This window comes from Rhodanobacter sp. UC4437_H4 (assembly GCF_052978425.1).
On sequence record NZ_CM129673.1, the window covers coordinates 3,291,687 to 3,304,386 of the forward strand.

12 protein-coding genes and 1 pseudogene are annotated in these 12,700 nt (G+C 67.7%); 5 read left to right on the forward strand and 8 right to left on the reverse strand.

What is annotated here, in order from left to right:
- Positions 1-12 precede the first annotated feature (12 nt).
- Together ACVCL3_RS14810 and dxs are read right to left on the reverse strand one after the other, a co-directional pair.
- On the reverse strand, positions 13-513 hold the full coding sequence (locus tag ACVCL3_RS14810) for a hypothetical protein (RefSeq protein WP_447099802.1): 501 nt from the start codon (positions 511-513) through the stop codon (positions 13-15).
- Between the two features lie 299 nt (positions 514-812).
- A complete protein-coding gene (gene dxs, locus ACVCL3_RS14815) occupies positions 813-2,702 on the reverse strand; it encodes a 1-deoxy-D-xylulose-5-phosphate synthase (protein ID WP_447098242.1) in 1,890 nt (629 codons plus the stop codon).
- A gap of 140 nt (positions 2,703-2,842) precedes the next feature.
- Here dxs and ACVCL3_RS14820 point away from each other — a divergent pair.
- Positions 2,843-3,220, forward strand: a pseudogene (locus ACVCL3_RS14820) (low affinity iron permease family protein); the annotation flags it as partial.
- Between the two features lie 339 nt (positions 3,221-3,559).
- Here the strand turns inward: ACVCL3_RS14820 and ACVCL3_RS14825 are convergent.
- Positions 3,560-4,165: an HNH endonuclease gene (locus ACVCL3_RS14825; RefSeq protein WP_447099803.1), complete on the reverse strand. Its 606-nt coding sequence runs from the start codon at positions 4,163-4,165 to the stop codon at positions 3,560-3,562.
- A 230-nt stretch (positions 4,166-4,395) separates the two neighbouring features.
- Between ACVCL3_RS14825 and ACVCL3_RS14830 the strand changes: the two genes are divergently transcribed.
- The gene (locus ACVCL3_RS14830; protein WP_395119984.1) at positions 4,396-5,169 is read left to right on the forward strand and encodes a SapC family protein; all 774 of its coding nucleotides are present in this window, start codon (positions 4,396-4,398) and stop codon (positions 5,167-5,169) included.
- Positions 5,170-5,236: 67 nt separating this feature from the next.
- Here the strand turns inward: ACVCL3_RS14830 and ACVCL3_RS14835 are convergent, their stop codons facing one another.
- Positions 5,237-5,710 (reverse strand): GNAT family N-acetyltransferase, encoded by a 474-nt coding sequence (locus ACVCL3_RS14835; RefSeq protein ID WP_395119983.1) that lies wholly within the window; start codon positions 5,708-5,710, stop codon positions 5,237-5,239.
- A gap of 115 nt (positions 5,711-5,825) precedes the next feature.
- On the opposite strand from ACVCL3_RS14835, the gene ACVCL3_RS14840 reads away from it, so the two are divergent.
- Positions 5,826-7,265 (forward strand): RNB domain-containing ribonuclease, encoded by a 1,440-nt coding sequence (locus ACVCL3_RS14840; protein ID WP_447099804.1) that lies wholly within the window; start codon positions 5,826-5,828, stop codon positions 7,263-7,265.
- A gap of 103 nt (positions 7,266-7,368) precedes the next feature.
- On the opposite strand, the gene ACVCL3_RS14845 is transcribed toward ACVCL3_RS14840, so the two are convergent.
- Together ACVCL3_RS14845 and ACVCL3_RS14850 are read right to left on the reverse strand one after the other, a co-directional pair.
- Positions 7,369-7,968, reverse strand: coding sequence for an OmpA family protein (locus ACVCL3_RS14845; protein ID WP_395119981.1), 600 nt, complete (start codon positions 7,966-7,968; stop codon positions 7,369-7,371).
- A 222-nt stretch (positions 7,969-8,190) separates the two neighbouring features.
- Positions 8,191-9,225 (reverse strand): Lnb N-terminal periplasmic domain-containing protein, encoded by a 1,035-nt coding sequence (locus tag ACVCL3_RS14850; RefSeq protein WP_447099805.1) that lies wholly within the window; start codon positions 9,223-9,225, stop codon positions 8,191-8,193.
- Between the two features lie 99 nt (positions 9,226-9,324).
- On the opposite strand from ACVCL3_RS14850, the gene ACVCL3_RS14855 reads away from it, so the two are divergent.
- Positions 9,325-9,570 carry a hypothetical protein gene (locus tag ACVCL3_RS14855; RefSeq protein ID WP_395119979.1) on the forward strand — a complete coding sequence of 82 codons (246 nt, stop codon included), beginning with the start codon at positions 9,325-9,327 and terminating at the stop codon, positions 9,568-9,570.
- Between the two features lie 152 nt (positions 9,571-9,722).
- Here ACVCL3_RS14855 and ACVCL3_RS14860 read toward each other — a convergent pair whose 3' ends face one another.
- Positions 9,723-11,513: an acyl-CoA dehydrogenase C-terminal domain-containing protein gene (locus tag ACVCL3_RS14860; protein WP_447099806.1), complete on the reverse strand. Its 1,791-nt coding sequence runs from the start codon at positions 11,511-11,513 to the stop codon at positions 9,723-9,725.
- Between the two features lie 22 nt (positions 11,514-11,535).
- The gene (locus ACVCL3_RS14865) at positions 11,536-12,027 is read right to left on the reverse strand and encodes a hypothetical protein (protein WP_395119977.1); all 492 of its coding nucleotides are present in this window, start codon (positions 12,025-12,027) and stop codon (positions 11,536-11,538) included.
- 179 nt (positions 12,028-12,206) lie between these two features.
- Between ACVCL3_RS14865 and ACVCL3_RS14870 the strand changes: the two genes are divergently transcribed.
- Complete coding sequence (locus ACVCL3_RS14870; protein ID WP_395119976.1) at positions 12,207-12,674, forward strand: SET domain-containing protein; 468 nt, start codon at positions 12,207-12,209, stop codon at positions 12,672-12,674.
- Positions 12,675-12,700 lie beyond the last annotated feature (26 nt).

Here is a 12,700-nt window from a genome sequence, read left to right on the forward strand (position 1 = left end):
GAAGCAGAGATTTTACGTCGCAGGTTTCCATTCGATCTTTTTCAAATCCCATGTCATGGGGTCGTAACTTGCCTCGTAGATCGGCACGGCATCGTGTGACCTCCCTGCAAGTTTGCGTTGCACCTGAATGTTCAAGATGACGTCGTCACCGCGCACGGTGATGCCATAGAACCAGAATTCGTCGCCATTCATGAAGAACTTTGAGGTCCGGTAAGGATTGACGATGCGTCGGAGCAGTTCGTTCGCAGCATCCAGAACGATGACGTTGTCGGCACCGCAATGAGCTTGTGCCTGAAGGACGATGATGCCGTCTCCGTCGGGCAGGAGGTGCGCAGTCCGCGTGTCATGACCATCAATCTGCCGTGTAAACGTTCGACCATCGTTCTCCCATTGGTACGCCTTTGGTCGGTACTCCGGGTCATTGATTTGCTGAAGCAGCGGCACTGAAGGCAGGTACTCACCAACTTTGGTCCTGAGGCCGTTGTTCAGAACGTAAACAAAATTCTGGATCATGAGCCTGGGTCCTCAGTTCGCGGAGGTCATGCAGAACCTGCCCGGCGGCGATGCCCTCGGAACGTTCGATGGCGATGCGCAGGCAGTCGGCACGGGTTGCGATCAGGCGCGCTTCATCGCGGCGTGGCCGCTTGCCGGCTGGCCCAGTCTTTCAGCTGGCGCCATGATCCGTCGATCCATCCCGTCAAGATGTTCCCTTCCGTGGTGTCGCTGCGCTGCTCCGAGCGTAACTGAAGCACGAAGCGGCCGAGCGTGATCCGGGTCCTGGAGCGCTGGCGAACCCGGATGGATGGCCGGAATCAGGCGCTGTTCTGGCTGAGCCGCTCGATCAACGGAAATCGTGCGTGGATGGCATGGCGGATGCCCGGCAGGTCGAGGCCGGCCATGCTCAGCACCTCCTCGCGGCTGCCGTGTTCCAGATAGACGTCTGGAAGGCCGAGATGAAGGATCGGCAGGGTGATGCCATGCGCGGCCAGGCACTCGGCCACGGCGGAGCCGGCGCCGCCGGCGACGGCGTTGTCCTCGAGGGTGACGAAGCCGTCGTGGGTCCTGGCCAGTTCCAGGATCAGGGTGTCGTCAAGCGGCTTGATGAAGCGCATGTTGACCAGGGTGGCGTCGAGTTCGGCGGCGATGGTGGCGGCCGGTGCCAGCATCGCGCCGAAGCTGAGCAGGGCGAGGCCGTGGCCGCGCCGGCGCAGCTCGGCCTTGCCGATCGGCAGCGTTTCCAGCTCGTGGTGGGTCGCCACGCCGGGGCCGGTGCCGCGCGGGTAGCGGATGGCCGCCGGGCCGGGGTGGCTGAAGCCGGTGCTGAGCATCATGCGGCACTCGTTCTCGTCGGCCGGCGCCATGATCACGAAATTCGGCAGGCAGCGCAGGTAGGTGAGGTCGAAGCTGCCCGAGTGGGTGGCGCCGTCCGGGCCGACCACGCCGGCGCGGTCGATGGCGAAGGTGACGTCGAGGTTCTGCAGCGCCACGTCGTGGATCGCCTGATCGTAGGCACGCTGCAGGAAGGTGGAGTAGATCGCCACCACGGGTTTGGCTCCCTCGCACGCCATGCCCGCGGCCAGTGTCACCGCGTGCTGCTCGGCGATCGCCACGTCGAAATAGCGCGCGGGGTATTCCCTGGAGAAACGCACCAGGCCCGAACCCTCGCGCATCGCCGGGGTGATGCCGAGCAGGCGCGGGTCGGCGGCGGCCTGGTCGCACAACCAGTCGCCGAACACGTCGGTGTAGGTCGGCTTGGCCTTGCCGGTTTTCTTCTTGACGCCGGCCAGCGGGTCGAACGGGCCGACCGCGTGGTATTCGATCTGCGCCTGTTCGGCCGGGGCGTAGCCCTTGCCCTTGGTGGTGATCACGTGCAGCAGCTGCGGGCCGGGCAGGTTCTTCACCGTGCGCAGCGCCTGCAGCAGTTGCGGGATGTTGTGGCCGTCGATCGGGCCGGTGTAGTGGAAGCCGAGTTCCTCGAACAGCGTCGAGGGCACGAACATGCCCTTGGCGTGCTCCTCCCAGCGCTTGAACCAGCGGCCCATGAACGACTGCTTGGGAATGGCCCGCTTGGCCCGCTCGCGCAAGTCGTTGAGGCGGCGGCTGGCCATCGCGCGCGCCATCATCTTGGTCAGCGCGCCCACGTTCTCGCTGATCGACATGCCGTTGTCGTTGAACACCACCAGCAGGTCGGGCTCGACGTCGCCGGCGTGGTTGAGCGCCTCGAACGCCAGCCCGGCGGTCATCGCGCCGTCGCCGATCACGGCCACCACCTTGCGCTGCTCGCCGCTGGCCTGCGCGGCGATCGCCATGCCCAGCGCGGCCGAGATCGAGGTGGACGAGTGGCCGACGCCGAAGGTGTCGTACTCGCTTTCCTCACGGCGCGGAAACGGCGCCAGGCCGTCCTTCTTCTTGATCGTGGTGATGCGGTCACGGCGGCCGGTGAGAATCTTGTGCGGATAGCACTGGTGGCCGACGTCCCAGACCAGGCGGTCGTGCGGCGTGTCGAACTCGTGGTGCAGGGCCACGGTCAGCTCGACCACGCCCAGGCCCGCGCCGAAGTGGCCGCCGGAGCTGGCGACGGCCTCGATCAGATACTGGCGCAGTTCGTCGGCGACTTGCGGCAGTTCGCTGTCGGGCAGTCGGCGCAGGTCGGCGGGCGCGTCGATCGAAGCCAGGCGGGGATAATGGCTGAGGTCATTCATCCTCGTATTGTTGGCCCAGCGGCGGGGCGGAGCAAGGGCGAAACAGTGAACAAGGCCTGATTGCGACCGGTGCAGCCTGCACGTGCGGCACACAATCGGCATCGCATGCTGCGCGCAGATTCCCTTGCGGAGATCCGTCCATGGCCAGTGTCTCGCAGGCTTTTCGCCGCTTTGCGGAAGCCACCGCGCGCCAGTCCGGTCGACCGGCGACCTTCCTGGCGGCCGTATTGATCGTGGCGGTTTGGGCAGCCAGCGGGCCGTTCTTCCACTTCGGCGACACCTGGCAGTTGGTGATCAACACCGGCACCACGATCATCACCTTCCTGATGGTGTTCCTGATCCAGAACAGCCAGAACCGCGACAGCGCGGCGCTGCAGATCAAGCTGGACGAGCTGATCCGCACTACCGCGGCCCACAACGGCCTGCTCGACCTGGAAGACCTCGACGAGGAGACCCTGGAGCGTATCCGAGAGAACTACCGCAAGCTGGCGGCACGGCGCGAGCGCGCCAGCGGCGGCCGCAAGCGCAGGCACGGCGGCCCGGCCCGGGGCGAAGCCGAGGAAGCGGACGAGGCGGACGAAGCCTGCGAGGAGGTCGACGAGATCGACCGCGAACTGGAGAAGAACCGCGAAACGCGCGCGGAAGAGGGCCATGCCGACACCGCGGCGGAGCGGCGGAAGTGAGGCTTGGCGTCTCCTAGAGCGTGGGCGGTAGAAATCTTCCGGGCTGCAAAGGCGTCTGCGCGGTTTATGTTTCCGCCGCTTCCCGGCCTACAGAACCATCATGGGCCGGCGAAGCGTGGAAAATCTGCACTCGCGCAGCCACTTTTGCCTCGAAAGTTTCTACCGCCCACGCTCCTAGGCGTATTCCGCCATCGGGCGCCGGTCGCGCGGCAGCCGGCTGACCAGGAACTCCATCTGGTCGGCGAGGATGTTGCGGTTGGACAGGATCAGGTGCTCCACCCAGCTTGGCCGGTACGGTACCGCCAGCAGCGGCATGTTGGCCTGCTGCGGCGTGCGGTTGCTCTTTTTCAGGTTGCACGACAGGCAGGCGCTGACCACGTTCTCCCACTCGTCCTTGCCTTGCCGGGAAATCGGCAGCACGTGGTCGCGGGTCAGTTCCATGCGCGTGAAGTGCTCGCCGCAGTACATGCAGATGTGCCGGTCGCGCGCGAACAGCGCGGTGTTGGTCAGCGCCGGCGACGGGTCGACCGCGTGCTCGCGGCAGTGGCCGGTGCTGGCGATGATCGGGTGCAACTGCAGCAGGCTCTGCGTGCCCAGCGCACGGTTGTGGCCGCCGTGCACGGTGAGGCAGGGATCGCCCAGGGTCCAGGCGACGACGTTGCGCACGTACAGGCACACCGCGTCCTGCCAGCTGATCCAGTCCAGGATGCGGCCAGCGGCGTCCAGCGACAACACGCGCGTCGCCTGCAGGTCAGCCGGTTTGACAGCGTCCATCAGCATGCAGTTCGTCCTTCCGCCGGGGCATCGAGGGAACCAGCGGGCATGGCGCAAGGCCAGCCCGATCGCAGCATAGAACACTTTTCCGCCGTTCCGAAGGCGCCGGCGCGGCGGGATTCGCAGGCACCGGTGCCCGCTGATATGATCCCTAGCTCGACATGAAACCCACGCCGGGTTCGACAGGGCCGCCGCCGTGGCGGCCCGGCGCGACGGGGGACCAAAGGTGGATCAACGTGGCTGAAGTCATTTTCTACGAGCACCCGGTGGCGCTGAACCGGGCCGAACACAAGAATCTTCGGCTCAAGGGCGTGCCCAACATGAAGTTCGCCATGAACACGCACTCGGTGCCGTTGACCGCGGCGGAGTTCGGCCTGGCCGCGCGTGACCTGCTGATCGTGTTCGCCGGTCCCGACGCCGCCAATGCCGGCCCGATCGCGTTGCTCGGCCTGCGTCAGAACGAGAACCTCTACGTCGACGCCGCCGGCCAGTGGGCGCCCAACACCTACGTGCCGGCCTTCGTGCGCCGCTACCCGTTCGTGCTGGCCGAGAAACCGGCCGGGCAGGAGGGCGGCGATTTCGCGGTGTTCCTCGATCAGGGCTTCGAGGGTTTCAACGCGGCGGACGGCGAGCGCCTGTTCAACGAGGACGGCAGCGACACCGAGCTGCTGAAGAACGCCGTGGGTTTCCTCGGCGAGTTCCAGCAGAACATCGACCGCACCCGCACCTTCATGCAGTACCTGGTCAAGCATGACCTGCTGGAAGCGCGCAACGTGCAGCTGCACAAGGGCGAGCCGGATTCCGGCCACGGCATCACGCTCAACGGCCTGTTCATGGTCAACGAGGAGAAGCTGCGCGCGCTGGACGAGAAGGTCGCCCACGAGATGCTGCGCGAAGGCGTGATGGCGTGGATCTACGCCCACCTGCTGTCGCTCAGCAACATCGACCGCCTGGCCCGTCGCCTGGACGAGCGCGAACAGGCCGAGTCGGCGGCCAAGACCACCAACTGAGCAGGACTTCGCTTCGCCTGCTGCACGCAACAAGCCGCCTGCGGGCGGCTTGTTCGTTTGCGCGCCTTCAACGCACCGGCTTGGCCAGCTTGATCAGGTCGGTCGCGTAGCCGCTGGCCTCGTACAGCGCGCGGGCGCGCTCATTGCCGGGGAACACCGCCAGCGTCACCAGCTGGCACTGGTGCTCGCGCGCCCACTGCTCGGCGTGCGCCAGCAAGGCCTTGCCGACGCCGTTGCCTTCGTGCTGCGGCGCCACCGCGAGATCGGAGATGTGGCAGTTGCTGCGGCCGCTGAAAAAATCGGCGGTGCGCTGCAGGTGGATGAAACCCACCCGCTCGCCGTCGCCATTCTCGGCCACGAACAGGAAGCTGTTCGCCGGCTGGTCCTCCAGATGGTGCAGCAGGTCCCGGCGGATGCCTTCGACGCATTCGTGGCGGCGACGCCACGCCGGCAGCGCGAAGTCGGCGAAGCGTGGCACCAGCGCAAGGATGAAATCGTCATCGTCGGCAGCCAGGCGGATCAGCAGGGGCGAGTCGTTCATGGGCGATCGGGTCGGTGGGCCTGACGGCTTTCTACACCGCCCCCGGCATGGACGAAAGCCCACCGGAGGCGGCATGTATATTCGCGTACGGCCGGCAGCCATCAACGGAGGAACCATGACCACGACGCGACGCATCCGCCTGCAGCCCGCGGGCAGTGCCGTGTTTGCGCAGGGCATGGACGAGATCCGGCAACAGTTGGACCTGCCCGCCGCGTTTCCGGCCGAAGTCGAAGCCGCCGCCGCGGCCGCCGCGGCGAACCCGCGCCTGCCGGCGCTGGACCGCACCGAGCTGCCGCTGGTCACCATCGACCCGCCGGGTGCGCGCGACCTCGACCAGGCCATGCACGTGCAGGCGCAGGGCGACGGCTGGCGCGTGCATTACGCCATCGCCGACGTCGCCGCCTTCGTGCAGGCCGGCGACCCGGTGGACCTGGAAGCGCATCGGCGCGGCGAGACGCTGTACGGCGCGGATTCGAAGATCCCGCTGCACCCGAAAGTGTTGTCCGAGGATGCCGCCTCGCTGTTGCCGGATCAGGTGCGCCCGGCGCTGTTGTGGACGGTGGACCTGGACCCTGCCGGCCGCATCGCCGCCATCGACGTGCGCCGGGCGCGCGTGCGCAGCCGCGCCCAGCTCGACTATGCCGGCGTGCAGCAGGCCATCGACGCCGGCAGCGACGATCCGATGTGGACGGTGCTGCGCCGGATCGGCGAGTTGCGCGAGCAGTGCGAGCGCGCGCGCGGCGGCGTGAGCCTGCCCCTGCCGGAACAGGAGATCGACGTGGTCGACGGCCGCTGGACGCTGGCGTTCCGCGCGCGCTTGCCGATCGAGAACTGGAACGAGCAGATCTCGCTGCTGGTCGGCATGGCCGCGGCGCAATTGATGGTGCAGGCGAAAGTGGGGCTGTTGCGCACGCTGCCGCCGCCCGACCCGCACGCCATCGCGCGGCTGCGCGTCACCGCGCGGGTGCTCGGCATCGCCTGGCCGTCCGGGCTGGACTACCCCGGCTTCATCCGTTCGCTGGACCCGTCCAACGACGTGCACGTGGCCATGCTGACCGCCTGCACCACGGTGCTGCGCGGGGCCGGGTACGCGGCGTTCGACGGCGCGCTGCCCGCGCAGCCGATGCATTCGGCGCTGGCCGCGCAGTACACCCATGCCACCGCGCCGCTGCGCCGGCTGGTCGATCGCTATACCGGCGAGGTCTGCCTGGCGCTGTGCGCGAAGCAGCCGGTGCCGGCGTGGGCACTGGCCGCCTTGCCCGGCCTGCCGGACACCATGCAGACTTCCGGCCATCGCGCGGGCCAGTACGAAAGCGCCGTGTTGAACCTGGCCGAAGCCGCCGCGCTGGCGCCGCGGGTGGGCGAGGTTTTCGACGGTGCGATCGTCGAGGTCGCCCGCGGCGATCCGGCCAAGGGCACGGTGATCGTGCGCAACCCGGCGGTGGAGGCCGGCGTTTCCGGCAGCGGCAACCTCACGCTCGGCGCCGACGTCCGGGTGAGCCTGGTCGAGGCCGACCCGGTGCGGCGCGTGACGCGTTTCGAGCTGGCAGGCTGACACGCCGCTGAGGGACGGCGCCGAGGCATGCCGGGGGGGTGACACGGCGCCAGCAGCGCGGCCGTGCCGGCCACCCGCGCTGCTGGCCATCGACGGGCGCCGCTTAGGGGGCCGTCGTGGCGACCGCGCCGGCGCCGGTGGCATCGACGGTGAGCGAGACGCGGCGGTTGTCGCGACCCTGGTCGTGCGTGGCGCCCTTGGCGACCTGGCGGTTGCTGTCTTCACCGTAGCTGACCGCACGTACCTGATCGGCGGACAGGCCGCTGCTGATCAGGAAATCGCGCACCGCATCGGCGCGCTGCATGCCGAGCTTCTTGTTGTAGGCACGCGAGCCGGCCGGGTCGGCAAAGCCTTCAACCGTGATCAGCACGCCGGGGTGGTACTTGCCGATGGTCGCGGCAAAGTCCTGCAGCGCAGGCTTGTCCTGCTCGCTCAGGGTGGCGCTGTTGAACGCGAAGTGCGCCACCGTGTCGATGCTGACGCGACCCTGCATCGCGGTGATCTGGCTGTCGTACTTGGCAAACTGCGATTGCATCTGCTGCTTGATGGCATCGATCTGCTGCTGCTGGTCGGTCTGCTTCTGCTGCAGCTGCTGGATGGCCGTGTTGAAATCGGATTGCTTGACGTACTGCGAGCAGCCGGCCAGGCCGATGGTGAGCAATCCCGCCGTCAATGCGGCCACGCGAGTGATCCTCGTGTTCATCCGGGTCTCCTGGTTTGTACGGGGTGGGGGTGCACGCAGGCGCTGATGACAGCGGCGCGCCTGCAGGACGAACGAAACGGTGCCGCCATCGCTGTCCTCCCGGAACCTAACCCATCGAGGCGGCAAGGACGCGTAAAAGCGGCACATTCCGCGTCGCGCCGTTCAGGTCGGGTTGCGTTGCGCGGCTCGCGTCGACGTCGTGACGCGAACGGCTCGCGCGCATCAGTCGCGTGCGGTGACGGTGCGCACCGCGCGCGAGAAATCGGCGCCGGCCGGTGCCGCACGGGCGCGTTCGCTGATGCGTGCGCGCTCGCGCAGTGTTCCGATCGGCACGCGACGATCGAGGGCGCCGATGCCTTGCAGATACTCCGGCAGATAGCCGGTCAGCAGCAGGCGCATGTCCCATGGCAGGCCCGGATCGATCTGCCGCGCCATGCGATGGACGAGGGTGGTGCAGTTGGAGGTGAAGGTGTTGTAGAACGCCGGCCGCGCGGCCAGCCGGTTGGCCGCATGCACGTAGGAGAGCAGCAGCGCGCGCAGCGTGGCCGGTTCGATCTGCAGCGGATACAGATAGACGTCCTCGTTGCGCACGTTGGTGCGCACGCGGATGATGTCGTCTTCCTCGGCGCCGACCAGGATCGTCTCGAACTGCTTGAAGAAGCCGCCCACCGAGGAATACTCCTGGTCGCGGCTCTTGCGCACCTCCACCGAGAACACCAGGTGGCGGCCGTCGTCGAAACCGAACGAGATCATGGCGTGGGCGATCGCCCGGCTGCCCCAGTGCGACAGCACCGCATCGGCGCTGGCCAGTTGCGCCAGGTCGTACTCGTGGCGCTCCCAGCGGATGTCGTAATCGTTGTCGCTGCGCCAGGCGAAGTGGCGCACGTTGTCGAGCACCACGCGATCGCCGTGCACGCTGCCGGTCAGCGTGCGGGCAACGTCGTCGCGCCAGTCGCGCGCGCCGGAGGGCCTGATCGCGACCCACCACAGCAGGACCATCGCGTACAGCGCGGCATGGACGACCAGCGGCAGCCAGCTGCGCCCGCCGATCGCGCAGGCGTACAGCACTCCGGTCGCGATCACCCAGAGCGCACTGCCCAGCGCGCGCCCGGCGCGGCCGCCGGGCAGCCGATACCACAGCGCCAGCGCGGCCCACGCGCCGGAACAGAACACGATCGGCGTCATCACCATCACGATGGCCACGCGACCGATCATGCCGAGCTTGTCCATCATCCCGCCGATGCTGCCGCGATCCATTCCTCCAGCGTGCCGATTCCCCGGCCGGAAAACAACGCGCGGCCCGAAACCGATGCCGGGCGGGCGGTGAGTTGGCAAGCCTGTTGCATTACCTCGGGCATGAACGACATCGCCTATGACATCTCCCATCTGCTCGACGTCGAACGCCAACAGGCCGATGTGCCGGCGCCGCGGATCGTTCGGGCCGTTCCCACCGTTCCCGCACGGGCCGCCCGCTCCGGCGTGGCCGAGGCGCAGGAGGCGCTGGCCCGCGAGCTGATCCAGTGCGCGCCGATCCACGACGCCATGGTCCAGCAGTACCTGCGCCTGAGCGGCGAGACCTTCCGCGAAAGCTGCGCCAGTTGAACACCTGCCCGGCCGCCATTGCCACTTTTGAGCAAAAGTTGACCCGCCGGGACATGTGACGTGCCGCACATGGCCGAACTTCGGTCCATGACTGCCCCGAATACGAAAGAGCCCGGCATCGCCGGGCTCTTTCGTGCGGGGGTGCCTGCGGCTCAGTCGATCGCCGGCACGCTGGCCACGCCGGCCTCGATTGCCGCCTGGTGGGCGAGCGTGCGGGGCAGCAGACGGCTGAAGTAGAACGCCGCGGTGTCGCGCTTGGCCTGCTTGAACGCGGCCGACTGCGTACCATTCTCGGCCGCCAGCACGCTGCGCGCCCACAGGTAGGCCAGGGTGACGTAGCCGGAGTAGTACAGGTAGTCGGTGGCCGCCGCGCCCAGTTCCTCCGGGTTGCCCTGGATGCGCTGGGCCAGTGCCACGGTGAGCTCGCTCCAGTTGCGCGCGGCTACTGCCAGCGGCCCGATGAAGGACTTCAGCGATGCGGTGTCGGCATGCTGCTGGCAGAACGCACTGATCTCCTCCAGGAAGTGCTTGAAGCCCACGCCCTGCAGCTGGAGGATCTTGCGGCCCAGCAGGTCGGCGGCCTGGATGCCGGTGGTGCCTTCGTAGAGGGTGATGATGCGGGCGTCGCGCACGAACTGCTCCATGCCGTTCTCGGCGATGTAGCCGTGGCCGCCGTAGATCTGCAGCGCCTCCTTGGTGCACTCCTGCGCCAGCTCGGTGACCATGCCCTTGGCGATCGGGATCAGGAAGGCGACCAGCTCGCCGGCCTTCTGCCGCGCCGCCTCGTCGCTGGCGCGATGCTCGATGTCGGTCTGCAGCGCGGTATACAGCACCAGCGCGCGCGAACCTTCGACGAACGCGCGCTGGGTCAGCAGCATGCGCCGCACGTCGGGCTGCACCAGCAGGTTGTCGGCCGGCTTGTCGGGAAACTTCGGGCCGGACAGCGAGCGCGACTGCAAGCGCTCGCGCGCGTAGTTCAGGCTGTTCTGCAACGCGCGTTCGGCCAGCGCCAGGCCCTGCACGCCGACCGAGAGGCGCGCCGCGTTCATCATGGTGAACATCGCCATCAGGCCCTTGTGCGGCTTGCCGATCAGGTAGCCCTCGGCGCCGTCGAAGTTCATCACGCAGGTGGAGCAGGCGTGGATGCCCATCTTGTGCTCGATCGCGCCGGCGGCGACGCTGTTGCGCTCACCCAGCGAACCGTCTGCGTTCACCTTGAACTTGGGCACGATGAACATCGAGATGCCGCGGCTGCCTTCCGGTGCGTCGGGCAGGCGCGCCAGCACCAGGTGCACGATGTTCTCGGTGAGGTCGTGCTCGCCGGCGCTGATGAAGATCTTGGTGCCGCTGATTTTCCAGGTCGGCCGGCCGCTGGCGTCGGCCTCGCCCGGCACCGCGCGCGTCTTCAGCAGGCCCAGGTCGGAGCCGGCCTGCGGTTCGGTCAGGCACATGGTGCCGGTCCAGCGGCCGGCCACGATCGGCTTCATGTACAGCTCGCGCTGCCACTCCTCGCCGTGCTGTTCCAGCGCATGGGTGGCGCCTTCGGAGAGCAGCGGGTAAAGGCTCCAGGCCAGGTTGCCGGACTGGAAGATCTCGGTGGTGGCGGTGCCGAGCACGCCGGGCAGCGCCTGGCCGCCGTAGGCCTCCGGGTTGGTGAGGCCGGTCCAGCCGCCTTCGGCGAACTGCCTGAAGGCCTCCTTGAACGAGGCGGGCGTGGTGACCTTGCCGGTGGCCTTGTCGAACTGGCAGCCCTCGGCGTCCGCCGGCGCGTTGGTCGGCGCCAGCAACTGCTCGCTCAGGCGGCCGGCTTCTTCCAGCACGGCGTCGAGCAGGTCGCGGCCATGCGCCTCGCCGCCCTGCAGCGAGGTGAGAACCGGCTCGGCGTCCAGCACATCGAACAGGGCGAAGCGCAGGTCGTCGAGGGGGGCCTTGTAAGCGGTCATGGGAACTCCTGATGCAGGCGGTTTAACGGAAGGTGTGTGCGATGCCCGGCACGGCCGAAATCCAGTCCTTGCCGCTGAAGTCGAAGGCGCGCGCCTTGCTCTCCTGCTCGGGCTTGGCGGTCGCGGTGCCGCTGATCGAATAGGCCAGCGACGCGGCGCTGCCCTTGTCGGCGATGGCCTCCAGTGCGCGGCTCATCGCGGCGGTGGGCCATACCTTGAGCTGCACCACGTCGCCGGCAAGTTGCGGGATGGCCAGCTCGAACGTGTCGTGCAGGCGCACCGGCGCCAGCGCGGCGACCTGCAACTGGCCGTCCAGCGACTGGAAGTCCATCCCGGCGTAGCTGTTGTTCTGGATGCGCACGCTCAGCTGCCACTGCCCGTTGGACAGCACCTGCAACTGCTGGATGCTCACCGTGGGCGGGAACACGCTTTTCTTCGCCGGGCCGCAGGCGGCCAGGCCAAACGCCAGCACGGCGAGCAGGAACGGGGCAACGACCCAGCGCAACGGACGCATCGCAGTTCTCCAAACGATCGTTTGAATCCTGACTCTAACCGCGATCGGGGTGTCCGCGCCAGTCGACCGGGCAGGCCGTCGTCGCGGCTCGCGCCGGGGATCGCGGTGGTGCCGAGGTTTCGCGATGGCGCGCGAACAGGCATCATCGTCGGCTTGCCTTCCCACCCGGATACTGCAGCATGTCACGACGTTTCGTTGCCCGCCGCTCACCGATCCACGGCAACGGCGTATTCGCCACCGCGCCGATCGCCCGCGGCGAGGAGATCATCGAATACAAGGGCAAGCTGCTCACGCCGGACGAGGCCGATGCGCTGTACGGGGACGGTGGTGAAACCGGGCATACCTTCTTGTTCACGCTCAACGAGAAGTACGTGATCGACGCCAACCAGCGCGGCAACACCGCGCGCTGGATCAACCACAGCTGCGCGCCGAACTGCCGCGCCGTGGTCGAGGAAAGCGCCAGCGGCGACCCGCGCCGGGACAAGGTGAAGATCGAGGCGATCCGCCACATCAAGCCCGGCGATGAGCTCACCTACGACTACGGCATCGTGCTTGACGTGCCGCACACCGCGCGGCTGAAGAAGCTGTGGCAGTGCCTGTGCGGCGCGCCGAAATGCACCGGCACGTTGCTCAAGCCCAAGCGGTAGCCGCGTTCCGGACAACGCTTTTATAC

Bases quoted from the DNA above. Each gene is read 5' to 3' on its own strand.
- ACVCL3_RS14845 (WP_395119981.1), bottom strand. From the start codon at position 7,968: ATGAACACGAGGATCACTCGCGTGGCCGCATTGACGGCGGGATTGCTC.
- ACVCL3_RS14855 (WP_395119979.1), top strand. From the start codon at position 9,325: ATGAACGACATCGCCTATGACATCTCCCATCTGCTCGACGTCGAACGC.
- ACVCL3_RS14850 (WP_447099805.1), bottom strand. From the start codon at position 9,225: ATGGATCGCGGCAGCATCGGCGGGATGATGGACAAGCTCGGCATGATC.
- ACVCL3_RS14840 (WP_447099804.1), top strand. From the start codon at position 5,826: ATGACCACGACGCGACGCATCCGCCTGCAGCCCGCGGGCAGTGCCGTG.
- ACVCL3_RS14835 (WP_395119983.1), bottom strand. From the start codon at position 5,710: ATGAACGACTCGCCCCTGCTGATCCGCCTGGCTGCCGACGATGACGAT.
- ACVCL3_RS14870 (WP_395119976.1), top strand. From the start codon at position 12,207: ATGTCACGACGTTTCGTTGCCCGCCGCTCACCGATCCACGGCAACGGC.
- dxs (WP_447098242.1), bottom strand. From the start codon at position 2,702: ATGAATGACCTCAGCCATTATCCCCGCCTGGCTTCGATCGACGCGCCC.
- ACVCL3_RS14865 (WP_395119977.1), bottom strand. From the start codon at position 12,027: ATGCGTCCGTTGCGCTGGGTCGTTGCCCCGTTCCTGCTCGCCGTGCTG.
- ACVCL3_RS14825 (WP_447099803.1), bottom strand. From the start codon at position 4,165: ATGCTGATGGACGCTGTCAAACCGGCTGACCTGCAGGCGACGCGCGTG.
- ACVCL3_RS14810 (WP_447099802.1), bottom strand. From the start codon at position 513: ATGATCCAGAATTTTGTTTACGTTCTGAACAACGGCCTCAGGACCAAA.
- ACVCL3_RS14860 (WP_447099806.1), bottom strand. From the start codon at position 11,513: ATGACCGCTTACAAGGCCCCCCTCGACGACCTGCGCTTCGCCCTGTTC.